We start from the raw sequence: 22,636 nt of genomic DNA on the forward strand, positions 1-22,636 counted from the left end.
CCGCGGGGGGGGGCAGGGGGGGCGGTTTCTGGCTGAGTTGCCGACTATCCCGATTTCTGGCGCAGGGTTAAGGCATGTTTGCTTGCAAACCGCTCTTTACAGAGCGTGCGGAAGCTTTTAGGAAGCGCCTGCGCCGAGGCGCACGTGTACGGGCATAGCTCAGTTGGTAGAGCGGCGGTCTCCAAAACCGCAGGTCGTAGGTTCGAGCCCTGCTGCCCGTGCCATTTTCCAAGATGGCATCACAACGATTTTGCAGGCGGCCTTTGAAAATCGGTGACCCGCTTGCCATATTGGGCTCATTGGGGCATAAAGGTGCCATAGCCGGAACGGAACGACTGGATGGTTCCGAGGCGGCGTTTGGTCATAAAGCGGACACTTGCCACTTGCGTGGATCAAGAATCGGTTTTATGTAGACGAAACAGACACGCGACGCGTGAAGCTGGGAAGCCGGCTTTACGCGTCTGATTTGCATGGGCGAAATGATTGCGCTGATTCGGCGCGAGATTGGGCTCAGGCGGCACGTCCCGGCCAGCGGGATCATCCAGGGGACCCGGCCAACGGGTCTTGAAGACAGGCGGCATATGGCTTCGAAAACCACAAATCCTTTCGTCTTTCTCCAGCAGGTGCGCGCGGAGACAGCCAAGGTGACTTGGCCGTCGCGCCGCGAGACGATGATCTCGACGATCATGGTCCTGGCCTTCGCTGTGATCGCGATGATCTTCTTCTTCACCGCCGATCAGCTCATGGGCCTCGCGGTCGAGCAGATTCTGGGCATTGGACGCTAAGTCCGGCGATTAGGAGAAGTCGTAAAAATGGCTACGCGCTGGTACATCGTCCACGCCTATTCGAACTTCGAGAAGAAGGTCGCCGAGGACATCGAGAACAAGGCCAAGCAGAAGGGTCTGTCCGCCGATATCGAGCAGATCGTGGTGCCGACCGAGAAGGTCGTCGAGGTTCGTCGCGGCCGTAAGGTCGACGCCGAGCGCAAGTTCTTCCCGGGCTACGTGCTCTTGAAGGCTAATTTGACCGACGCCGTGTTCTCGCTGGTCAAGAACACGCCGAAGGTCACCGGTTTCCTCGGCGACTCCAAGCCGGTGCCGATCACCGAGGCGGAAGCGCAGCGCATCCTGAACCAGGTGCAGGAAGGCGTCGAGCGGCCGAAGCCCTCGGTCACCTTCGAGATCGGCGAGGCGATCCGCGTTTCGGATGGTCCCTTCGCGTCGTTCAACGGTTTCGTCCAGGAAGTGGACGAGGAGCGGGCGCGGCTCAAGGTGGAAGTTTCGATCTTCGGGCGCGCCGTGCCTGTCGATCTGGAATTCGGGCAGGTCGAAAAGGGCTGATCCGAAATCCCTGATGCCGGTCTGGCGATCAGGTGAGGCGGTGCGGCAACGCGCGGCCTTGAGAACGGTGGGAGGCGAAGGCGGCTTTAGCCGGCCGCAAGAACCGCACCACCAGACTGCAACCGCCGGTGTTTCCCAGATCGTGGGGCCGGCATAGACAAAGGCAGGAAAAGAGATGGCTAAGAAAATTGCAGGCCAGCTCAAGCTCCAGGTCTCCGCGGGATCGGCTACGCCGTCGCCCCCGATCGGCCCGGCGCTTGGTCAGCGCGGCATCAACATCATGGAGTTCTGCAAAGCGTTCAACGCGCAGACCCAGGAAATGGAAAAGGGATCGCCGGTTCCGGTCGTCATCACCTATTACCAGGACAAGTCGTTCACCTTCGTCATGAAGACGCCGCCGGTGAGCTACTTCCTGAAGAAGGCCGCGAACCTGAAGTCGGGCTCGAAGGAGCCGGGCAAGGTCAAGGCTGGCACCGTTTCGCGCGACAAGGTTCGCGAAATTGCGACCGCCAAGATGAAGGATCTGAACGCGAACGACGTCGAAGCGGCCATGCGTATGGTCGAGGGCTCGGCCCGCTCGATGGGTTTGGAAGTGGTGGGCTAAGATCATGGCAAAGATTGCAAAGCGTGTATCGAAGACCCGTGAAGGCATCGATCCCAACAAGGCTTACGCGCTCGGTGATGCGCTGAAGTTGCTCAAGGATCGCTCCTCGGTCAAGTTCGATGAGACCGTCGAAGTCGCCATGAACCTCGGCGTCGACCCGCGTCACGCGGACCAGATGGTCCGCGGCGTGGTCAACCTGCCGAACGGCACCGGCCGCTCGGTCCGTGTTGCCGTGTTCGCCCGTGGCGACAAGGCTGAAGAGGCCAAGGCCGCCGGTGCCGACATCGTCGGTGCCGAGGATCTGGTCGACATCGTCCAGAAGGGCACGATCGATTTCGATCGCTGCATTGCCACGCCGGACATGATGCCGCTCGTCGGCCGTCTCGGTAAGGTGCTCGGCCCGCGCGGCATGATGCCGAACCCGAAGGTCGGCACCGTCACCACCGACGTCGCCGCGGCCGTCAAGGCATCGAAAGGCGGCGCTGTCGAGTTCCGCGTCGAAAAGGCCGGCATCGTTCATGCCGGCGTCGGCAAGGTCTCGTTCGACGTCAAGGCGCTGGAAGAGAACATCCGTGCCTTCGCCGATGCGGTGACCAAGGCAAAGCCGACCGGCGCCAAGGGCAACTACGTCAAGAAGGTGTCTGTCACCTCGACGATGGGCCCAGGCCTCAAGCTCGACGTCTCGACGCTCGCCGCGTCATGATTGGACCATTTGGATCGGCCTCTCGAAGGCCGGTCCGTGACTGAATTCCGGGCCTTGGATTAATCCTGGGCCCGGTACCGGAAGCCGGAAGGCTTCCGGACATCCTGTCCGAGATTGCGGGCGGCCCGAACCTTGATTCAAGAGGAGGGCCTTAATTCATGTGGGCCTGCATGAGACGGGTGAAAACCGGACAACGGAGCAACAAGCTCCAATGAAAGGTTCGAACCGTGTTTGCCTTTTGTCTGCGCATCGCCGGCTTGGCCGTCGATGTGGCGAAAGGGGGCAGGATCCTCGAGCGTCGTTCGGGAGATCCGTTACTGGATGGCCCGGCCGGCAAAGGCAACCCGACGCCTGTCCTCGAAAATGGGAATGTTCCCATTAACGGGACTGGGGTCAACTGGAGATAGGCAGTGGACAGAGCGGAAAAACGCGAACTCGTCACGGGCCTGAATGATGCGTTTTCGGGCGCAGGTTCAGTCGTCGTGGCCCACTATGCCGGTATCACCGTCGCGCAAATGAACGACCTTCGGTCGAAAATGCGCGCCGCCGGTGGCACCGTTAAAGTCGCGAAGAACCGTCTCGCCAAAATCGCTCTTCAGGGCACGGACTCCGCATCGATCATCGACCTGTTCAAGGGACAGACGCTGATCGCCTATTCGGAGGATCCGATTGCGGCGCCGAAGGTCGCGTCCGATTTCGCCAAGGGGAATGACAAGCTCGTCATCCTCGGCGGCGCAATGGGCACCACCTCGCTCAACGCCGACGGTGTGAAGGCACTCGCCACACTTCCGTCGCTCGATGAGCTGCGCGCCAGGCTGGTTGGCATGATCGCCACGCCGGCAACCCGGATCGCCCAGATCGTCAATGCGCCAGCGGCCTCGGTCGCGCGCGTCATCGGCGCTTACGCCCGGAAGGACGAGGCGGCATGAGGCCGTTCCTCGCTATCAAAAACACACGTTCGAACCTAACGAAGGAATACAACAATGGCTGATCTCGCAAAGATCGTAGACGACCTTTCGAAGCTGACCGTCCTCGAGGCGGCTGAGCTGTCGAAGCTTCTGGAAGAAAAGTGGGGCGTTTCGGCTGCTGCTCCGGTCGCGGTTGCCGCTGCCGGCGGTGCTGCCGCTGCTGCTGCTCCCGTCGAGGAAAAGACGGAATTCGACGTCGTCCTCACCGACGCCGGCGCTCAGAAGATCAACGTCATCAAGGAAGTCCGCGCCATCACCGGTCTTGGCCTCAAGGAAGCCAAGGACCTGGTCGAAGCGGCTCCGAAGCCGGTCAAAGAAGCCGTTTCCAAGGCCGACGCCGACAAGTTCAAGGCCCAGCTGGAAGCAGCCGGCGCCAAGGTCGAGCTGAAGTAAGCGTATCAAGCGGCGGGCGGCCTCGCGCCGTCCGCCACTCCCTTGGGTGACAGGGGAGGCTGCGTGACGCGAGATGTACGAAAACCTCTTTCCTGAGGGCCGTAAACCGGCCTTCAGGAAACGGGTTTTCTCCCGTTTTAGCCGGTAACCGCCAAGCAATTGGAGAGGCGGCCGGAGAACAGACAGAGAGCCGCCGCCCAGGTGGCTCAGTATGCAAGACGAACCGCGGCGAGGTTCGTCCCGAGTTTAGAGCTAAGGAGCGACGATGGCCCAGACCCAGACTTTCAATGGCCGCAGACGCGTACGCAAGTTCTTCGGGAAGATCCCGGAAGTTGCGGAGATGCCGAACCTCATCGAGGTTCAGAAGGCATCCTATGACCAGTTCCTGATGGTGGACGAGCCCAAGGGCGGACGTCCCGACGAAGGACTGCAGGCTGTTTTCAAGTCGGTCTTCCCGATCTCCGATTTTTCCGGCTCCTCCATGCTGGAGTTCGTGAAGTACGAGTTCGAAGGACCGAAATTCGACGTTGACGAATGCCGTCAGCGCGATCTGACCTATGCCGCGCCGCTGAAGGTGACGCTGCGCCTCATCGTGTTCGATATCGACGAGGATACCGGTGCCAAGTCGATCAAGGACATCAAGGAGCAGGACGTCTACATGGGCGACATGCCGCTCATGACCTTGAACGGCACCTTCATCGTCAACGGCACCGAGCGCGTCATTGTCTCGCAGATGCACCGCTCGCCGGGCGTCTTCTTCGACCACGACAAGGGCAAGTCGCACTCGTCGGGCAAGCTTCTGTTTGCCGCCCGTGTGATCCCCTACCGTGGCTCGTGGCTCGACATCGAGTTCGATTCCAAGGACGTCGTGCACGCCCGCATCGACCGTCGCCGCAAGATTCCGGTGACGTCGCTGCTGATGGCGCTCGGCATGGACGGCGAGGAGATCCTGTCGACCTTCTACAACAAGATCACCTACAAGCGCGCCGGCGACCATTGGCGCATTCCGTTCAACGTCGAGCGTTTCCGCGGCCTCAAGGCCGTCGGCGACCTGGTCGACGCCGACACCGGCGAGATCGTCGTCGAGGCGGGCAAGAAGATCACCGCCCGCCAGGCACGTCAGCTCGGCGAGAAGGGTCTCAAGGCGATCAAGGCGACCGACGAGGATCTGCTCGGCAACTACCTTGCCGAGGACATCGTCAACTATGCCACCGGCGAGATTTTCCTCGAGGCCGGCGACGAGATCGACGACAAGACGCTCAAGGTGCTGCTCGGCACCGGCGAGCAGGAGATCCAGGTCCTCGACATCGACCATGTCAATGTCGGCGCCTATATCCGCAACACGCTCGCCGTCGACAAGAACGAGAGCCGCCAGGACGCGCTGTTCGACATCTACCGTGTCATGCGCCCGGGCGAGCCGCCGACGCTCGAGACCGCCGAAGCCATGTTCAACTCGCTGTTCTTCGACAGCGAGCGCTACGACCTGTCTGCCGTCGGCCGTGTCAAGATGAACATGCGTCTCGAGCTCAAGGCCGAGGACACCGTGCGCGTGCTGCGCAAGGACGACATCCTGGCCGTGGTCAGGACGCTGGTCGAACTGCGCGACGGCAAGGGCGAGATCGACGACATCGACAATCTCGGCAACCGCCGCGTGCGTTCGGTCGGCGAGCTGATGGAGAACCAGTACCGCGTCGGCCTGCTTCGCATGGAGCGCGCGATCAAGGAACGCATGTCCTCGATCGAGATCGACACGGTCATGCCGCAGGACCTGATCAACGCCAAGCCGGCGGCAGCCGCCGTGCGCGAGTTCTTCGGTTCCTCGCAGCTGTCGCAGTTCATGGACCAGACCAATCCGCTGTCGGAGATCACCCACAAGCGTCGCCTGTCGGCGCTTGGACCGGGCGGCCTGACCCGCGAGCGCGCCGGCTTCGAAGTGCGCGACGTGCACCCGACGCATTACGGCCGCATCTGCCCGATCGAGACGCCGGAAGGCCCGAATATCGGTCTGATCAACTCGCTGGCGACCTTCGCGCGCGTCAACAAGTACGGCTTCATCGAAAGCCCGTACCGCAAGATCGTCGACGGCAAGCTGACCAATGACGTCGTCTATCTCTCGGCGATGGAAGAGGCCAAGCACCATGTCGCGCAGGCCAACGCCGAGCTCGACAAGAACGGCGGCTTCGTCGACGAGTTCGTCATTTGCCGCAGCGCCGGCGAAGTGATGATGGCGCCGCGCGAAAACGTCGACCTGATGGACGTGTCGCCCAAGCAGATGGTGTCCGTTGCCGCGGCGCTCATCCCGTTCCTCGAGAACGACGACGCCAACCGCGCTCTGATGGGCTCGAACATGCAGCGTCAGGCCGTGCCGCTGGTGCGCGCCGAGGCGCCGTTCGTCGGCACCGGCATGGAGCCGATCGTCGCCCGTGACTCAGGTGCCGCCATCGGCGCCCGTCGTGGCGGCATCGTCGACCAGGTGGACGCGACGCGTATCGTTATCCGCGCCACCGAGGATCTCGACCCGGGCAAGTCCGGCGTCGACATCTACCGGCTGATGAAGTTCCAGCGTTCGAACCAGAACACCTGCATCAACCAGCGTCCGCTGGTGCGTATGGGCGACCGGGTCAACAAGGGCGACATCATCGCCGACGGTCCGTCGACCGAGCTCGGTGATCTGGCGCTCGGCCGCAACGTGCTGGTCGCGTTCATGCCGTGGAACGGCTACAACTACGAGGACTCGATCCTGCTCTCCGAGCGTATCGTGGCCGACGACGTCTTCACCTCGATCCACATCGAGGAATTCGAGGTCATGGCCCGCGACACCAAGCTCGGTCCGGAGGAAATCACGCGCGATATTCCCAACGTCTCGGAAGAAGCGCTGAAGAACCTGGACGAAGCCGGCATCGTCTATATCGGTGCGGAAGTTCAGCCTGGCGATATCCTGGTCGGCAAGATCACGCCGAAGGGTGAAAGCCCGATGACGCCGGAAGAGAAGCTTCTGCGCGCCATCTTCGGTGAAAAGGCTTCCGACGTGCGCGACACTTCGATGCGCATGCCTCCGGGCACCTTCGGCACCGTCGTCGAGGTGCGCGTGTTCAACCGCCACGGTGTGGAGAAGGACGAGCGCGCCATGGCGATCGAGCGCGAGGAGATCGAACGCCTCGCCAAGGACCGTGACGACGAGCAGGCGATCCTGGATCGCAACGTCTATGCGCGTCTTTCCGACGTTCTCGTCGGCAAGGAAGCGATCGCTGGACCGAAGGGCTTCAAGAAGGGCTCTACGCTGTCCAAGGACACGCTCGACGAGTATCCGCGTTCGCAGTGGTGGCAGTTCGCGGTGGAGAACGAAAAGCTCCAGAGCGAACTGGAAGCCCTGCGTGGCCAGTACGACGATTCCAAGAAGGCGCTTGAGCAACGCTTCATGGACAAGGTCGAGAAGGTGCAGCGCGGCGACGAAATGCCTCCGGGCGTCATGAAGATGGTCAAGGTCTTCGTGGCGGTGAAGCGCAAGATGCAGCCCGGCGACAAGATGGCCGGGCGTCACGGCAACAAGGGTGTCGTGTCGCGCATCGTTCCGGTCGAGGACATGCCTTTCCTCGAGGACGGCACGCATGCCGATATCGTGCTCAACCCGCTGGGTGTGCCGAGCCGCATGAATGTCGGCCAGATCCTGGAAACGCATCTAGGCTGGGCTTGTGCCGGCATGGGCAGGAAGATCGGCGAGCTGATCGACACGTATAAGGCTGCCGGCGATATCAAGCCGCTGCGCAAGACGTTGGAAAGCTTCATGCCGGCCAACGACCGCAACGAGCCGGTCCGCGAGTATGACGACGAGAGCATCGTTCGCCTCAGCGAGCAGATGCGCCGCGGCGTCTCCATCGCGACCCCGGTGTTCGACGGCGCGCATGAGGCTGACATCAACATCATGCTGGAGCAGGCAGGCCTGCATACCAGCGGTCAGTCGCAGCTCTATGACGGCCGCACCGGCGAGCCGTTCGATCGCAAGGTGACGATGGGCTATATCTACATGCTCAAGCTTCACCACCTGGTGGACGACAAGATCCACGCGCGTTCGATCGGCCCGTACTCGCTCGTCACCCAGCAGCCGCTGGGCGGCAAGGCGCAGTTCGGTGGCCAGCGCTTCGGCGAAATGGAGGTCTGGGCGCTGGAAGCCTACGGCGCCGCCTACACGCTGCAGGAAATGCTGACAGTGAAGTCGGACGACGTCGCCGGCCGCACCAAGGTCTACGAGGCGATCGTGCGTGGCGACGACACGTTCGAGGCAGGCATTCCCGAGAGCTTCAACGTGCTCGTCAAGGAAATGCGGTCGCTTGGCCTCAATGTCGAGCTGGAGAACACCAAGCTCGACGAAGCTCCGGTTCGACTGCCGGACGCAGCCGAGTAACGGCTACGGCGCGTCGCGGAATGCCGCGGCGCGTCCACGAAATTCGACGGCCGGTGGGCCGACCACTCAGCGGGCATTCGGCCCGCGTTAGATGCAAGGGGTTTTCGAGGACCCCGAAAAGGAGAACGGCATGAACCAAGAGGTCATGAATCTCTTCAATCCGCAGGCGCCTGCGCAGGTGTTCGATTCCATCCGGATTTCGCTTGCCAGCCCTGAGAAGATTCTGTCCTGGTCGTTCGGCGAGATCAAGAAGCCGGAGACCATCAATTACCGCACCTTCAAGCCGGAGCGTGACGGTCTGTTCTGCGCGCGCATTTTTGGCCCGATCAAGGACTACGAATGCCTGTGCGGCAAGTACAAGCGCATGAAGTACAAGGGCGTCATCTGCGAGAAGTGCGGCGTCGAAGTCACGCTGTCGCGCGTTCGCCGTGAGCGCATGGGCCATATCGAGCTGGCGGCACCCGTCGCCCATATCTGGTTCCTGAAGTCGCTGCCCTCGCGCATCGGCACGCTGCTCGACATGACGCTGAAGGACATCGAGCGCGTCCTCTACTTCGAGAACTACATCGTCACCGAGCCTGGCCTCACCGCGCTGAAGGAGCACCAGCTGCTCAGCGAGGAAGAGTACATGATCGCCGTCGACGAGTATGGCGAGGATTCGTTCACCGCCATGATCGGCGCCGAGGCCATTCATGACCTTCTGGCCGGCATGGACCTGGAGAAGATCGCCGGCGACCTGCGTTCGGAATTGGCTTCGACCACGTCCGAGCTGAAGCAGAAGAAGTATCTGAAGCGGCTCAAGGTCGTCGAGAACTTCATGGAATCCGGCAACCGCCCGGAATGGATGATCATGAAGGTCGTTCCGGTGATCCCGCCGGACCTGCGCCCGCTGGTTCCCCTGGATGGTGGACGCTTCGCGACGTCCGACCTGAACGATCTCTATCGCCGCGTCATCAACCGCAACAACCGCCTGAAGCGGCTGATCGAGCTGCGGGCGCCGGGCATCATCGTGCGCAATGAAAAGCGCATGCTGCAGGAAGCCGTCGATGCGCTGTTCGACAACGGCCGTCGCGGCCGCGTCATCACCGGCGCCAACAAGCGTCCGCTGAAGTCGCTGTCAGACATGCTCAAGGGCAAGCAGGGCCGGTTCCGTCAGAACCTGCTCGGCAAGCGCGTCGACTATTCCGGCCGTTCGGTCATCGTCACCGGTCCGGAGCTCAAGCTGCATCAGTGCGGCCTCCCGAAGAAGATGGCGCTCGAACTGTTCAAGCCCTTCATCTACGCCCGTCTCGACGCCAAGGGTTACTCCTCGACGGTCAAGCAGGCGAAGAAGCTGGTCGAGAAGGAGCGTCCGGAAGTCTGGGATATCCTCGACGAGGTGATCCGCGAGCATCCGGTTCTCTTGAACCGCGCGCCGACGCTGCACCGCCTCGGCATCCAGGCGTTCGAGCCGATCCTGATCGAAGGCAAGGCGATCCAGCTTCACCCGCTGGTCTGCACGGCCTTCAACGCCGACTTCGACGGCGACCAGATGGCCGTTCACGTGCCGCTGTCGCTTGAAGCGCAGTTGGAAGCCCGCGTGCTGATGATGTCGACCAACAACATCCTGCACCCGGCCTCCGGCGCGCCGATCATCGTGCCGTCGCAGGACATGGTTCTGGGTCTCTACTACCTCTCGATCGTCAACCAGAACGAGCCGGGCGAGGGCATGGTGTTTGCCGATATGGGCGAACTCCAGCACGCGCTCGAGACCAAGGCCGTGACCTTGCACGCCAAGATCAAGGGCCGCTTCCGCACGGTCGACGCCGAAGGCAAGGTCGTGTCGAAGATCCATGACACCACGCCTGGCCGCATGATCATCGGCGAGCTCTTGCCGAAGAACGTCAATGTGCCTTACGAGACCGCCAACCAGGAGATGACCAAGAAGAACATCTCCAAGATGATCGACACCGTCTACCGCCATTGCGGTCAGAAGGAGACGGTCATTTTCTGCGATCGCATCATGGCGCTCGGCTTTGCTCATGCGTGCCGTGCCGGCATCTCGTTCGGCAAGGACGACATGCTGATCCCGGACACCAAGATCAAGCTGGTGTCGGACACCGAGGCCTTGGCCAAAGAGTACGAGCAGCAGTACAATGACGGCCTGATCACGCAGGGCGAAAAGTACAACAAGGTCGTCGACGCCTGGGCCAAGTGCTCGGAAAAGGTCGCCGACGAAATGATGGCCCGCATCAAGGCGGTCGAGTTCGAAGACAATGGCCGTCAGAAGCCGATGAACTCGATCTACATGATGTCGCACTCCGGGGCGCGTGGCTCGCCCACCCAGATGCGCCAGCTTGCCGGCATGCGCGGCCTGATGGCCAAGCCGTCGGGTGAAATCATCGAGACGCCGATCATCTCGAACTTCAAGGAAGGCCTGACCGTGCTCGAGTACTTCAACTCGACCCACGGCGCCCGCAAGGGTCTGGCCGACACCGCCTTGAAGACGGCGAACTCGGGTTACCTCACCCGTCGTCTGGTCGACGTGGCGCAGGACTGCATCGTCAACTCCGTGGATTGCGGCACCGACAAGGGCCTCACCATGCAGCCGATCGTCGATGCCGGTCAGGTTGTCGCTTCGGTCGGCCAGCGCGTGCTGGGCCGTACATCGCTCGACGATATCACCCATCCGGTGTCGGGCGAGGTTCTGGTCAAGGCCGGAACGCTCATGGACGAACGTGACGTCGAGCAGATCGAAAAGGCCGGCGTGCAGTCGGTCCGCATCCGCTCGGCCCTGACCTGTGAGGTCAGGATCGGCGTCTGCGCGGTCTGCTACGGACGCGATCTGGCCCGCGGCACCCCGGTCAACCAGGGTGAAGCCGTCGGCGTCATCGCGGCGCAGTCGATCGGCGAGCCGGGCACGCAGCTCACCATGCGCACCTTCCACATGGGCGGTACCGCGCAGGTGGTGGACAGCTCGTTCCTTGAAGCCTCCTATGAGGGCAAGGTCGAGATCCGCAACCGCAACGTGGTGCGCAACTCGGACGGCCAGCAGATGGTCATGGGCCGCAACATGGCGGTGCTGATCCTCGACGAAGCCGGCAAGGAGCGCGCGACGCACCGTGTCACCTATGGTTCACGCATCTTCGTGGACGATGGCGACAAGGTGAAGCGCGGTCAGCGTATCGCCGAGTGGGATCCCTATACCCGTCCTGTCCTCACTGAAATCGAGGGCAAGGTGTCGTATGAGGATCTGGTCGACGGCATTTCCGTTCAGGAAACGGCCGACGAGTCGACCGGCATCACCAAGCGTGAGGTCATCGACTGGCGGTCGACGCCGCGCGGCAACGACCTCAAGCCTGCGATTGCCATCCTGGACTCCAAGGGCAAGGTCGGCAAGCTGTCGAAGGGGGGCGATGCCCGCTTCCTGCTCTCGGTCGAGGCCATTCTCTCGGTCGAGCCGGGTTCCCAGGTTCGCCCCGGCGACGTCCTGGCGCGTATCCCGATGGAAAGCGCCAAGACCAAGGACATCACCGGCGGTCTGCCGCGTGTCGCCGAACTGTTCGAGGCACGTCGTCCGAAGGATCACGCCATCATCGCCGAGATCGATGGCACGATCCGCTTCGGTCGCGACTACAAGAACAAGCGCCGCATCATCATCGAGCCGCACGACTCGACGCTTGAGCCGGTCGAGTACCTGATTCCGAAGGGCAAGCCGTTCCATCTCCAGGACGGCGACGTCATCGAGAAGGGCGATTACATCCTCGACGGCAATCCGGCGCCGCACGACATCCTGGCGATCAAGGGCGTGGAGGCACTTGCTTCCTATCTCGTCAACGAGATCCAGGAAGTCTACCGCCTGCAGGGCGTGTCGATCAACGACAAGCACATCGAGGTGATCGTTCGCCAGATGCTGCAGAAGGTCGAGATCACGGTGCAGGGCGACTCGACCTACATCCCGGGCGATCATGTCGACGTGATCGAACTGGAAGAGGTCAACGAGCGTCTGGTCGAGGACGGCAAGAAGCCGGCCGAGGGCCAGCCGGTGCTGCTCGGCATCACCAAGGCATCGCTGCAGACGCCGTCCTTCATCTCGGCCGCCTCCTTCCAGGAGACGACCAGGGTGCTGACGGAAGCCGCGGTTGCCGGCAAGACCGACATGCTGCAGGGCTTGAAGGAAAACGTCATCGTCGGCCGGCTGATCCCGGCCGGTACCGGCGGCACGATGAGCCAGATCCGGCGCATCGCCACCTCGCGCGACGAACTCATCATCGACGAGCGCCGCAAGGCCTCCGGTGTGGAAGTCGCCGAGCCGATGCTGGCGGACATGACAACCGCCGCGCAGTAAGCGAGGCGGCAAAAATCTCAGGCAACAGAAGCCGTCGGGGCAACCCGGCGGCTTTTTCATTTCTACAATCGGAGGAAAACAGATGAGCACGAAGATCTGGACGGCTGTCGATAACTACATCGTCTCCTCGCTCTTCGAGGCGGATCCCGTTCTCGACGCGGTTCTGGCGGCCAACCGCGACAACGGCCTGCCGGCGATCGACGTCTCGGCGGCGCAAGGAAAACTGCTCTCGCTGCTGGTGCGCATCAGCGGCGCGAAGAAGGTGCTCGAGATCGGCACGCTGGGCGGCTATTCGACCATCTGGATGGCGCGGGGATTGCCCGCCGACGGCAAAGTCGTGACGCTCGAACTCGATCCGCACCATGCCAGCATCGCGCGTTCGAATTTCGTGCGGGCAGCAGTTGCGGACCGTGTGGAATTGCGCGTCGGCCCGGCGCTCCAGTCGCTTGCAGCACTGGATGGCGAGAACGCCGGTCCGTTCGACCTCATCTTCATCGATGCCGACAAGCCGAACAACCCGAACTATCTGTCCTGGGCCTTGCGGCTGTCGCGCTCCGGAACGGTCATCATCTGCGACAACGTCATCCGTGACGGCGCCGTGCTGGATGAGGATGGTCGCGATGCCAATGTCGAAGGCGCACGCGCGGCGTTTTCCTTCATCGGCGGCGACAAACGGCTGGACGGCACCGCCATCCAGACCGTGGGCGCCAAGGGCTATGACGGGTTTGCGATTGCGGTTGTCAAGTGAAAGTGGCGCCGCTGGCTGTCGTCGAACAGATCTATTGCGCCCGTTGTCATTTTAGGATTGGTCCACGCACACCTATAGGAGGGCATGACTTTCTGTTCGACGCATCCGCGTTCTAAATGGGAGCGGCCTATCGTTGGGATTCTTGGATGTCAAAAATGGCTCAAGGCGTTTGCAAGCTAACCGGTTCAACTGGAAGGTTTGTGGATTCTCATCTAATCCCGAAAGCGTTGACCAGAGCGGGTGGATTGGGTGAACCACTTGTTCAGGGTGGTATCGGAAGGCGACCTGTGACACGGCACAGCAGCTGGTACGACCCAGAACTTGTGACGCAAGAAGGTGAGACAATACTCGCTAAACTCGACGATTGGGCCATCCGTGCGCTGCGGGAGACCAAGCTGGTATGGAGTGGCTGGGGGCCAACGAGAACGCTCACTGACAATGAGCTTATCCCGGGCTCCGAGTGGGGAATTCGCTTCGTTGGAAATAACAACTGGAGACGGCTTCGCGTCTTCTTTCTCAGCTTGCTTTGGCGGGCTGGGGCCTCAACGCGCGAAGAGTTTTCAGAGGTGCGGCTTTCAGAGGGAGATTTGGAAACGCTGCGAAGAATGATCGTTGGAGAAAATCCAGATCCGATCGATTACTTCCAGATCCAACTTATCCAGCTTTCAACGTTTGGATTTGAGCATAATCACACTCCCATTCCTCGCGTCAAAACTATTCAAGGTAACAACGGAGAGCCGGATTATGAGGTGCCATTCTACCGGTTTTATTTTGATGGTCTAATAGCTCACTTTGATCGCCGACCTCTCGCCGAAATCCAAAAAACGCCTTTGGAAGAGCTCGTACTCGGATACGGCGAACGCCTTTGCGTTTCGACGGTCTCTTATTGGGAGTCATCCCAGCGGAAAATGCTGGAGCGAATGTGGCAGGAGGTAGATAAGTGGCCCCGAAAAAGAGATTTGCCTGAGCGGTAATCGGTCAGTCGAAAAACGCCTCGACTACGTTGCGCTTGCCCAGCATGAACGCGTCGGCCACGTGCTGGAGCGGCGCCAGGTCCACATCCGATACGCCGGCGTGCACGATCTCGGCAAAACGCCGGTAGAGCATCGGATATTCCGCTTCCGGCTCCTGATGTACGACACTGCCGTCGACGGCGAGCTTCGAGCCGCCACCCGAGAGCACCATCTGTCCAGCATCCGTGTCGGCCAGGATGTCCCAGCTCTGCGGTCCGGTCTGCAACCAGTCGAGGTCCATCGTCACATCAGATCCGTTCGCCGCGCGGAAGGCGACCTGCGCCGCGATCGGTGCATCACGGTTCTCGGGAAAATCGAGCACGGCCGAACTGATGTACATGGCCGGCAGGATGTAGGTTGCGATCGACAGCGCGTTGATACCGGGATCGAAGACGCCGAAGCCGCCAGGCTGCCAGATCCAGTCCTGATTCGGATGCCAGCGCCGTACATCTTCCTTCCAGACGATCGCCGCCGATTTGATTTTGGTCGAAGCCAGGAATGTCCGTGCGGCTTCCACCGCCGGCGCGTATCGCGAGTGCCAGCTGGCGAACAAAGAGACGCCTTGTTTCGTCGCGAACGCCTTCAGGTCCTCGACTTCGCTGACCGTGGCACCCGGAGGCTTTTCCAGGAAGACGTGCTTTCCGGCCTCGAGCGCCTTGCGCGCGGCGTCATAGCGGAACTGCGGCGGCATGCACAGCGACACGGCGTCGAGTTCGGGAACCGCGCCAAGCATCGTCTCAATATCAGGGTAATTCGCGATGCCGTCGACCTTGCCGTGCCGGCTGGCCGCCGCGATCAGCTGGTAGTCCCGATCCTTGGCCAGTGCCGGAAGGTGTTGGTCGCGGACGATCTTGCCGACGCCGACAATGCCGATTCTTATGGGCGAGATGGATGAGGACATGAGGCTCCGCCGGGTTTGGACGACTGCGCGTCTCTTAGCAGATCGGACATGACGGGCAAGCACCGGCCATGCCAGTTATCCGAACGAATCGGCACTGCGGCCCAGGGCAGGTGAGGGGCATCACGCTTGCGATCAGATCGGAACGTCGAAGGTCACGATCGACACTTCGCCTTCGAGCGCGCCCTGAAAGGCCGAAAGATGCGGCTCATCGTCGGGCTCGCCCTCCATGTCGCCGATCTGGTCGAGTTCGGCTTCGGCATAGCCTTCCGCCGCGAGCGATTCGAGCGCGCGGCGCACCGCCGAATCGTCATCGGGCGCCACCAGCATGACATGCACGCCTTCCGGCTTGCCGCCTTTCTTCTTCCACACCCGGCCGGTGATGATGGTGACCGGGCGTTCTTCATTGTCGTTCACGGGCCGATTCCTCCGCGGCGAGGGATTGTCAGTGTTCATGCGGCCTTTTTCGCATGAAGCAAGGCCCCGCAACAGCCAAAGGCCGGTCACTTTCTTCCTCGCCCTTGCAAAACGGCGAAAGAAAATTACTTGCGGTTTTCGCATGGCTGCCAAGCCCCGCCTTCAATGCAATATTTGCCACTGCGGGCTTGACGGTTCGCGGGCTTACGAGTAGAAGCCGCCCAGTCAGAACCGATGTGAGGCTCTTGCTTCCGAAGCGACACGCTTTGGAGTTTGCCTCAAACAGGGTTCGTTTTACGAGCGAAAAGACATCTCCGGCGTGCACGAAGCGGTTTCCGCTTCCTCTGCGATTTGTTCGGGCAAGACCGCAAGGCGCGGTTTGTGGCCCGAATTTGCGTATGGAAATGACGCTTTGAGCGAGCCTTGACCGGCACGAGACACGGAATTGAGAGACAAGAGGGTTTAATGCCTACCGTCAACCAGCTGATCCGCAAGCCGCGCATTGCGCCGGTGAAGCGCAACAAGGTCCCGGCCATGCAGCAGAACCCGCAGAAGCGGGGCGTCTGCACGCGCGTCTATACGACGACGCCGAAGAAGCCGAACTCGGCGCTGCGCAAGGTGGCCAAGATCCGCCTGACCAATGGTTTTGAAGTGATCGGTTACATCCCCGGCGAAGGTCACAACCTTCAGGAACACTCCGTGGTCATGATCCGCGGCGGCCGCGTCAAGGATCTTCCGGGCGTGCGCTATCACATCATCCGCGGCGTGCTCGACACGCAGGGCGTGAAGAACCGCAAGCAGCGCCGTTCGAAGTACGGCGCCAAGCGTCCGAAGTAAGGGGCGTCCGAAGTAAGATTTTCCGGCCTTGTCGCTTTCCGGCGCAAGGCTACGAGATTGAGAGACAAAAGCCATGTCGCGTCGTCACAGTGCAGAAAAGCGTGAGATCAACCCGGATCCCAAGTTCGGTGATCTGATCGTCACCAAGTTCATGAACGCCGTCATGTATGACGGCAAGAAGTCGGTCGCCGAGACGATCGTCTATGGCGCGCTGGACCAGGTCCAGTCGAAGACCAAGCAGGAGCCGGTCACCGTTTTCCACCAGGCGCTCGACAATGTCGCGCCGCATGTGGAAGTGCGTTCGCGTCGCGTCGGCGGCGCCACCTACCAGGTTCCGGTCGACGTGCGCCCCGAGCGCCGCCAGGCGCTGGCGATCCGCTGGCTGATTGCCGCGGCCCGCAACCGCAACGAGACCACCATGGTCGACCGCCTCTCCGGCGAGCTGATGGACGCGGCCAACAACCGCGGCACTGCCGTGAAGAAGCGTGAAGACACCCACAAGATGGCTGAAGCCAACCGCGCTTTCGCACACTACCGCTGGTAAAGCGCGAACAGGACTGAGAGGCAGCTACGATGGCCCGCGAATACAAAATCGAAGACTACCGCAATTTCGGTATCATGGCGCATATTGACGCCGGCAAGACGACGACTACCGAGCGCGTCCTCTATTACACGGGCAAGTCGCACAAGATCGGCGAAGTGCACGACGGCGCTGCCACCATGGACTGGATGGAGCAGGAGCAGGAGCGCGGCATCACCATCACGTCCGCTGCGACCACGACCTTCTGGAAGGCTCGTGACGGCAAGATGCACCGCTTCAACATCATCGACACCCCTGGACACGTCGACTTCACCATCGAGGTCGAGCGTTCGCTGCGTGTGCTCGACGGCGCCATTGCGTTGCTCGATGCCAACGCCGGTGTCGAGCCGCAGACGGAAACCGTCTGGCGTCAGGCCGATAAGTACCGCGTGCCGCGCATGATCTTCTGCAACAAGATGGACAAGATCGGCGCGGACTTCTACCGCTCGGTCGAGATGATCGGCTCGCGCCTCGGTGCGCAGGCTGTCGTCATGCAGCTGCCGATCGGCGCCGAGACCGAATTCAAGGGCGTCGTCGACCTCGTCGAGATGAACGCGCTTGTCTGGCGCGATGAAACCCTAGGTGCTGCCTGGGACGTCGTCGAGATCCCGGCCGACCTCAAGGCGCGTGCCGAGGAATATCGCGAGAAGATGATCGAAGCCGCCGTCGAAATGGACGAGACGGCGCTCGAGAACTACCTCGAAGGCAAGATGCCGTCGAATGACGAGATCCGTTCGCTGATCCGCAAGGGCACGATCGCGGTCAAGTTCTACCCGATGTTCTGCGGCTCGGCCTTCAAGAACAAGGGTGTGCAGCCGCTGCTCGACGCCGTTGTCGAATACCTGCCGTCGCCGGCCGACGTTCCGGCCATCAAGGGTGTCGATGCCAAGACCGACGCCGAGATCGAGCGTCATGCGGACGACAACGAGCCGCTGTCGATGCTCGCCTTCAAGATCATGAACGACCCGTTCGTCGGTTCGCTGACCTTTGCCCGCATCTATTCGGGCAAGCTCACCAAGGGCGTCTCTGTCGACAACACCGTGAAGGGCAAGAAGGAGCGCATCGGCCGCATGCTGCAGATGCATGCGAATTCGCGCGCCGACGTCGAAGAGGCTTTCGCCGGCGACATCGTCGCCCTGGCCGGCCTCAAGGACACCACCACCGGCGACACGCTGTGCGATCCGTTGCACCCGGTGATCCTCGAGCGCATGGAATTCCCCGATCCGGTTATCCAGATCGCCATCGAGCCGAAGACCAAGAACGACCAGGAAAAGATGGGGCTCGCCCTTCATCGCCTGGCTGCCGAGGACCCGTCCTTCCGCGTCAAGACGGACGAGGAAAGCGGCCAGACCATCATCTCCGGAATGGGCGAACTGCACCTCGACATCATCGTCGACCGCATGCGTCGCGAGTTCAAGGTCGAAGCCAATGTCGGCGCGCCGCAGGTGGCTTATCGCGAGACGATCACCCGCAAGCACGAGCAGGACTACACGCACAAGAAGCAGACCGGCGGTACCGGCCAGTTCGCGCGCGTCAAGGTTGTGTTCGAGCCGAATTCCGAGAGCGAGGACTTCGTATTCGAGTCCAAGATCGTCGGCGGCGCGGTGCCGAAGGAATACATTCCGGGCGTTGAAAAGGGCATCCAGAGCGTCATGGGCGCTGGTCCGTTCGCCGGCTTCCCGATGATCGGCGTCAGGGCAACGCTCATCGACGGCGCCTACCACGATGTCGACTCCTCGGTTCTTGCCTTCGAAATCGCGTCCCGTGCTTGCTTTCGTGAAGCTGCTCCCAAGCTTGGCGTGCAGTTGCTCGAGCCGATCATGAAGGTCGAGGTGGTGACGCCGGAAGATTACGTCGGCAGCGTCATCGGTGACTTGAACGGCCGTCGCGGCCAGATCCAGGGCCAGGAAGCGCGCGGCGTGGCCGTCGTCATCAACGCGATGGTGCCGCTCGCCAACATGTTCAAGTACGTCGACAACCTGCGCTCGATGAGCCAGGGCCGCGCGGCTTACACGATGCAGTTCGATCACTATGAGCCGGTCCCGACCGCGGTCGCTCAGGAAGTCCAGAAGAAATACGCGTAACTCGAAAGAGCTGCCGCGGTAACGCAATTCAAAGCCCGCATGGGCGAGCAGGAAATGGAGACATCACATGGCAAAAGGTAAATTCGAGCGCACTAAGCCTCATGTGAACATCGGCACGATTGGTCACGTCGACCATGGCAAGACGTCGCTGACGGCTGCGATCACCAAGTATTTTGGCGAATACAAGCGCTATGACCAGATCGACGCGGCGCCGGAAGAGAAGGCGCGCGGCATCACGATCTCGACGGCTCACGTCGAATACGAGACGGCCAACCGCCACTACGCGCATGTCGACTGCCCCGGCCACGCCGACTATGTGAAGAACATGATCACCGGTGCCGCGCAGATGGACGGCGCGATCCTGGTCGTGTCGGCCGCCGATGGCCCGATGCCGCAGACCCGCGAGCACATCCTGCTTGCCCGTCAGGTCGGCGTGCCGTCGATCGTGGTGTTCCTGAACAAGGTCGACCAGGTCGACGACGCCGAGCTGCTCGAACTGGTCGAGCTCGAGGTTCGCGAACTTTTGTCGAAGAACGAATTCCCCGGCGACGACATTCCGATCGTCAAGGGTTCGGCGCTGGCAGCGCTTGAGGATTCGAACAAGACGATCGGCGAGGACGCGATCCGCGAGCTGATGGCTCAGGTCGACGCCTACATCCCGACGCCGGTTCGTCCGCTCGACAAGCCGTTCCTGATGCCGATCGAGGACGTGTTCTCGATCTCGGGCCGTGGCACGGTCGTGACCGGCCGCGTCGAGCGCGGCGTGGTCAAGGTCGGCGAGGAGCTGGAAATCATCGGCATCCGTCCGACGACCAAGACGACCTGCACGGGCGTAGAAATGTTCCGCAAGCTGCTCGATCAGGGCCAGGCCGGCGACAACATCGGCGCGCTGCTGCGCGGCGTCGACCGTGAAGGTGTCGAGCGCGGCCAGGTTCTGGCGAAGCCCGGCACGGTGAAGCCGCACAAGAAGTTCGTGGCCGAAGCCTACATCCTGACCAAGGACGAAGGTGGCCGTCACACGCCGTTCTTCACCAACTACCGTCCGCAGTTCTACTTCCGCACGACCGACGTGACCGGCATCGTGTCGCTGCCGGAAGGCACCGAGATGGTGATGCCCGGCGACAACATCACGGTCGATGTCGAGCTGATCGTGCCGATCGCCATGGAAGAGAAGCTGCGCTTCGCCATCCGTGAAGGCGGCCGCACCGTCGGTGCCGGCATCGTCGTCACCATCAAAGAGTAATTTGGACTTAAACCGATCTGTCGCGGGCGCCGCAGTTGCCCGCGCCGCGCCAGAACAAGGAAGTGACGCATGAACGGACAGAATATCCGCATCCGCCTGAAGGCGTTTGACCACCGCGTGCTCGACGCCTCGACGAAGGAAATCGTGTCGACGGCCAAGCGCACCGGTGCAAACGTCCGCGGGCCCATTCCGCTGCCGACGCGGATCGAAAAGTTCACGGTCAACCGGTCGCCTCACGTCGACAAGAAGAGCCGCGAGCAGTTCGAGATGCGCACGCACAAGCGTCTGCTCGACATCGTCGATCCGACCCCGCAGACCGTCGATGCTTTGATGAAGCTCGATCTGGCCGCCGGCGTCGACGTCGAGATCAAGCTCTAAGGGAATGAGAGCGCGGTAGGGGGCGGTGTCCCTGGCCCGGAACTCTAAAGGAATTGAACCGATGCGTTCAGGTGTGATTGCAAAGAAGGTGGGAATGACCCGCATCTATAATGATGCCGGGGAACATGTTCCCGTCACCGTTCTCCAGATGGAGAACTGCCAGGTCGTGGCACAGCGCACGCAGGAGAAGAATGGCTACACCGCCGTTCAGCTCGGCGTTGGCCTCGCCAAGGTGAAGAACACGTCGAAGGCGATGCGCGGCCATTTCGCGACCGCTTCCGTCGAGCCGAAGGCGAAGGTTGCCGAGTTCCGCGTCTCCGCCGACAACATGATCGATGTTGGCGCCGAGATCACCGTCGAGCACTTTGTCGCCGGCCAGAAGGTCGATGTGACGGGCACGACGATCGGCAAGGGTTTCCAGGGCGTCATCAAGCGCCACCACATGGGTGGTGGCCGTGCCACGCACGGTAACTCGGTCTCGCACCGTACTCACGGTTCGACTGGCCAGCGTCAGGACCCTGGCAAGGTGTTCAAGGGCAAGCATATGGCTGGCCACATGGGCGACACCCGCGTCACCACGCAGAATGTCGAGATCGTCTCGACCGACGCCGACCGCGGCCTGATCCTGATCCGCGGTGCGGTTCCCGGATCGAAGGGCGCCTGGATCCTGGTCCGCGACGCGGCCAAGGTGGCGCTGCCGGCCAATGCGCCGAAGCCCGCCGCGATCCGCGCTGTTGCGGCGGCTGCGAAGAACGAGGCTCCGGCCACAGAGGGAGCGGAATAATGGATCTCAAGATCACAACGCTCGGCGGTAAAGACGCCGGCAAGCTGGAACTTTCCGATGGAATTTTCGGCCTTGATCCGCGCGAAGACATCCTCCAGCGCGTCGTGCGCTGGCAGCTTGCCAAGAAGCAGCAGGGCACGCACAAGGCAAAGGGCCGCGCCGAAATCGCGCGCACCGGCGCCAAGATGTACAAGCAGAAGGGTACGGGCCGCGCCCGTCACCACTCGGCACGCGCTCCGCAGTTCCGCGGCGGCGGCAAGGCCCACGGCCCGGTCGTTCGCAGCCACGAGCATGAACTGCCCAAGAAGGTTCGTGCGCTTGGCCTCAAGCATGCTCTCTCGGCCAAGGCCAAGAGCGCGTCGATCATCATCATCGACGAGCTGAAGCTGACCGAGGCCAAGACGAAGGCGCTGATCGCGAATTTCGCGACGCTGGGCCTGACCAACGCCCTGGTGATTGGCGGTGCCGAGCTTGACAAGAACTTCAAGCTGGCAGCCACCAACATCCCTAACATCGACGTGCTGCCCATCCAGGGCATCAACGTCTACGACATTCTGCGCCGCGGCACGCTGGTCCTTTCGAAGGCCGCCGTCGAGGCTCTCGAGGAGCGCTTTAAATGACCGACCTTCGTCACTACGACGTGATCGTCTCGCCGGCGATCACCGAAAAGTCGACCATGGCCTCCGAGCAGAACCAGGTCGTCTTCAACGTCGCCAAGAAGGCGTCGAAGCCGGAAATCAAGGCCGCCGTCGAAGCGCTGTTCGGCGTCAAGGTGATGGCCGTGAACACGCTTGTCCGCAAGGGCAAGATCAAGCGCTTCCGCGGCACGATCGGCCGCCAGAGCGACGTCAAGAAGGCGATCGTGACGCTGGCCGACGGCCAGTCGATCGACGTCGCGACGGGTCTCTGAGCAAGGC

At 61.7% G+C, this 22,636-nt stretch carries 20 protein-coding genes and 1 tRNA gene; 19 read left to right on the top strand and 2 right to left on the bottom strand.

Features of this window, described 5'->3' with window-relative positions; translation table 11 throughout:
- The first annotated feature begins 148 nt into the window (after positions 1 to 148).
- The 11 genes from FJ941_RS10080 to FJ941_RS10130 all read left to right on the top strand — a co-directional run bounded on the left by FJ941_RS10080 (position 149) and on the right by FJ941_RS10130 (position 14,459).
- A tRNA-Trp gene (locus FJ941_RS10080) sits at positions 149 to 224 on the top strand.
- A 357-nt stretch (positions 225 to 581) separates the two neighbouring features.
- Positions 582 to 785 (top strand): preprotein translocase subunit SecE, encoded by a 204-nt coding sequence (secE, locus tag FJ941_RS10085; RefSeq protein ID WP_027146633.1) that lies wholly within the window; start codon positions 582 to 584, stop codon positions 783 to 785.
- A gap of 27 nt (positions 786 to 812) precedes the next feature.
- Entirely contained in the window at positions 813 to 1,340 is a 528-nt protein-coding gene (gene nusG / locus FJ941_RS10090) for a transcription termination/antitermination protein NusG (protein ID WP_015317996.1), read from the top strand.
- A gap of 175 nt (positions 1,341 to 1,515) precedes the next feature.
- Positions 1,516 to 1,944, top strand: coding sequence for a 50S ribosomal protein L11 (gene rplK / locus FJ941_RS10095; protein ID WP_010909262.1), 429 nt, complete (start codon positions 1,516 to 1,518; stop codon positions 1,942 to 1,944).
- A 4-nt stretch (positions 1,945 to 1,948) separates the two neighbouring features.
- The gene (gene rplA, locus FJ941_RS10100) at positions 1,949 to 2,647 is read left to right on the top strand and encodes a 50S ribosomal protein L1 (RefSeq protein WP_027146632.1); all 699 of its coding nucleotides are present in this window, start codon (positions 1,949 to 1,951) and stop codon (positions 2,645 to 2,647) included.
- A 410-nt stretch (positions 2,648 to 3,057) separates the two neighbouring features.
- Positions 3,058 to 3,576, top strand: a complete 519-nt coding sequence (rplJ, locus tag FJ941_RS10105; protein WP_027146631.1) for a 50S ribosomal protein L10 — start codon at positions 3,058 to 3,060, stop codon at positions 3,574 to 3,576.
- Positions 3,577 to 3,630: 54 nt separating this feature from the next.
- Positions 3,631 to 4,008, top strand: a complete 378-nt coding sequence (gene rplL / locus FJ941_RS10110) for a 50S ribosomal protein L7/L12 (protein ID WP_027146630.1) — start codon at positions 3,631 to 3,633, stop codon at positions 4,006 to 4,008.
- A gap of 265 nt (positions 4,009 to 4,273) precedes the next feature.
- The gene (gene rpoB / locus FJ941_RS10115) at positions 4,274 to 8,410 is read left to right on the top strand and encodes a DNA-directed RNA polymerase subunit beta (protein ID WP_027146629.1); all 4,137 of its coding nucleotides are present in this window, start codon (positions 4,274 to 4,276) and stop codon (positions 8,408 to 8,410) included.
- A gap of 130 nt (positions 8,411 to 8,540) precedes the next feature.
- Positions 8,541 to 12,737 (top strand): DNA-directed RNA polymerase subunit beta', encoded by a 4,197-nt coding sequence (gene rpoC, locus FJ941_RS10120; protein ID WP_027146628.1) that lies wholly within the window; start codon positions 8,541 to 8,543, stop codon positions 12,735 to 12,737.
- 82 nt (positions 12,738 to 12,819) lie between these two features.
- Positions 12,820 to 13,485: an O-methyltransferase gene (locus FJ941_RS10125; RefSeq protein ID WP_140505203.1), complete on the top strand. Its 666-nt coding sequence runs from the start codon at positions 12,820 to 12,822 to the stop codon at positions 13,483 to 13,485.
- 146 nt (positions 13,486 to 13,631) lie between these two features.
- Positions 13,632 to 14,459, top strand: coding sequence for a hypothetical protein (locus FJ941_RS10130; RefSeq protein WP_140505205.1), 828 nt, complete (start codon positions 13,632 to 13,634; stop codon positions 14,457 to 14,459).
- 4 nt (positions 14,460 to 14,463) lie between these two features.
- On the opposite strand, the gene FJ941_RS10135 is transcribed toward FJ941_RS10130, so the two are convergent.
- Both FJ941_RS10135 and FJ941_RS10140 read right to left on the bottom strand, forming a co-directional pair.
- A complete protein-coding gene (locus FJ941_RS10135) occupies positions 14,464 to 15,387 on the bottom strand; it encodes a Gfo/Idh/MocA family oxidoreductase (protein ID WP_181169758.1) in 924 nt (307 codons plus the stop codon).
- Positions 15,388 to 15,531: 144 nt separating this feature from the next.
- The gene (locus tag FJ941_RS10140) at positions 15,532 to 15,813 is read right to left on the bottom strand and encodes a transcriptional regulator (RefSeq protein ID WP_127277968.1); all 282 of its coding nucleotides are present in this window, start codon (positions 15,811 to 15,813) and stop codon (positions 15,532 to 15,534) included.
- A gap of 465 nt (positions 15,814 to 16,278) precedes the next feature.
- Between FJ941_RS10140 and rpsL the strand changes: the two genes are divergently transcribed.
- The 8 genes from rpsL to FJ941_RS10180 all read left to right on the top strand — a co-directional run bounded on the left by rpsL (position 16,279) and on the right by FJ941_RS10180 (position 22,629).
- Positions 16,279 to 16,650 (top strand): 30S ribosomal protein S12, encoded by a 372-nt coding sequence (gene rpsL / locus FJ941_RS10145; protein WP_006333356.1) that lies wholly within the window; start codon positions 16,279 to 16,281, stop codon positions 16,648 to 16,650.
- 73 nt (positions 16,651 to 16,723) lie between these two features.
- Positions 16,724 to 17,194 (top strand): 30S ribosomal protein S7, encoded by a 471-nt coding sequence (gene rpsG, locus FJ941_RS10150; protein WP_008875664.1) that lies wholly within the window; start codon positions 16,724 to 16,726, stop codon positions 17,192 to 17,194.
- 29 nt (positions 17,195 to 17,223) lie between these two features.
- Positions 17,224 to 19,314, top strand: coding sequence for an elongation factor G (gene fusA, locus FJ941_RS10155; protein ID WP_027146624.1), 2,091 nt, complete (start codon positions 17,224 to 17,226; stop codon positions 19,312 to 19,314).
- A 67-nt stretch (positions 19,315 to 19,381) separates the two neighbouring features.
- Positions 19,382 to 20,557, top strand: a complete 1,176-nt coding sequence (gene tuf / locus FJ941_RS10160) for an elongation factor Tu (protein WP_013895701.1) — start codon at positions 19,382 to 19,384, stop codon at positions 20,555 to 20,557.
- 69 nt (positions 20,558 to 20,626) lie between these two features.
- Positions 20,627 to 20,935 carry a 30S ribosomal protein S10 gene (gene rpsJ / locus FJ941_RS10165; RefSeq protein WP_010909272.1) on the top strand — a complete coding sequence of 103 codons (309 nt, stop codon included), beginning with the start codon at positions 20,627 to 20,629 and terminating at the stop codon, positions 20,933 to 20,935.
- A gap of 61 nt (positions 20,936 to 20,996) precedes the next feature.
- Positions 20,997 to 21,719, top strand: a complete 723-nt coding sequence (gene rplC / locus FJ941_RS10170) for a 50S ribosomal protein L3 (protein WP_023757978.1) — start codon at positions 20,997 to 20,999, stop codon at positions 21,717 to 21,719.
- Positions 21,719 to 22,339: a 50S ribosomal protein L4 gene (gene rplD, locus FJ941_RS10175; RefSeq protein WP_140505208.1), complete on the top strand. Its 621-nt coding sequence runs from the start codon at positions 21,719 to 21,721 to the stop codon at positions 22,337 to 22,339. The genes rplC and rplD overlap by 1 nt, the downstream gene beginning before the upstream one ends.
- Positions 22,336 to 22,629: a 50S ribosomal protein L23 gene (locus FJ941_RS10180; RefSeq protein ID WP_010909275.1), complete on the top strand. Its 294-nt coding sequence runs from the start codon at positions 22,336 to 22,338 to the stop codon at positions 22,627 to 22,629. Before rplD ends, FJ941_RS10180 begins: the two co-directional genes overlap by 4 nt.
- Positions 22,630 to 22,636 lie beyond the last annotated feature (7 nt).

It is taken from the genome of Mesorhizobium sp. B2-3-13, from assembly GCF_006442195.1.
GTDB lineage: Bacteria > Pseudomonadota > Alphaproteobacteria > Rhizobiales > Rhizobiaceae > Mesorhizobium > Mesorhizobium salmacidum.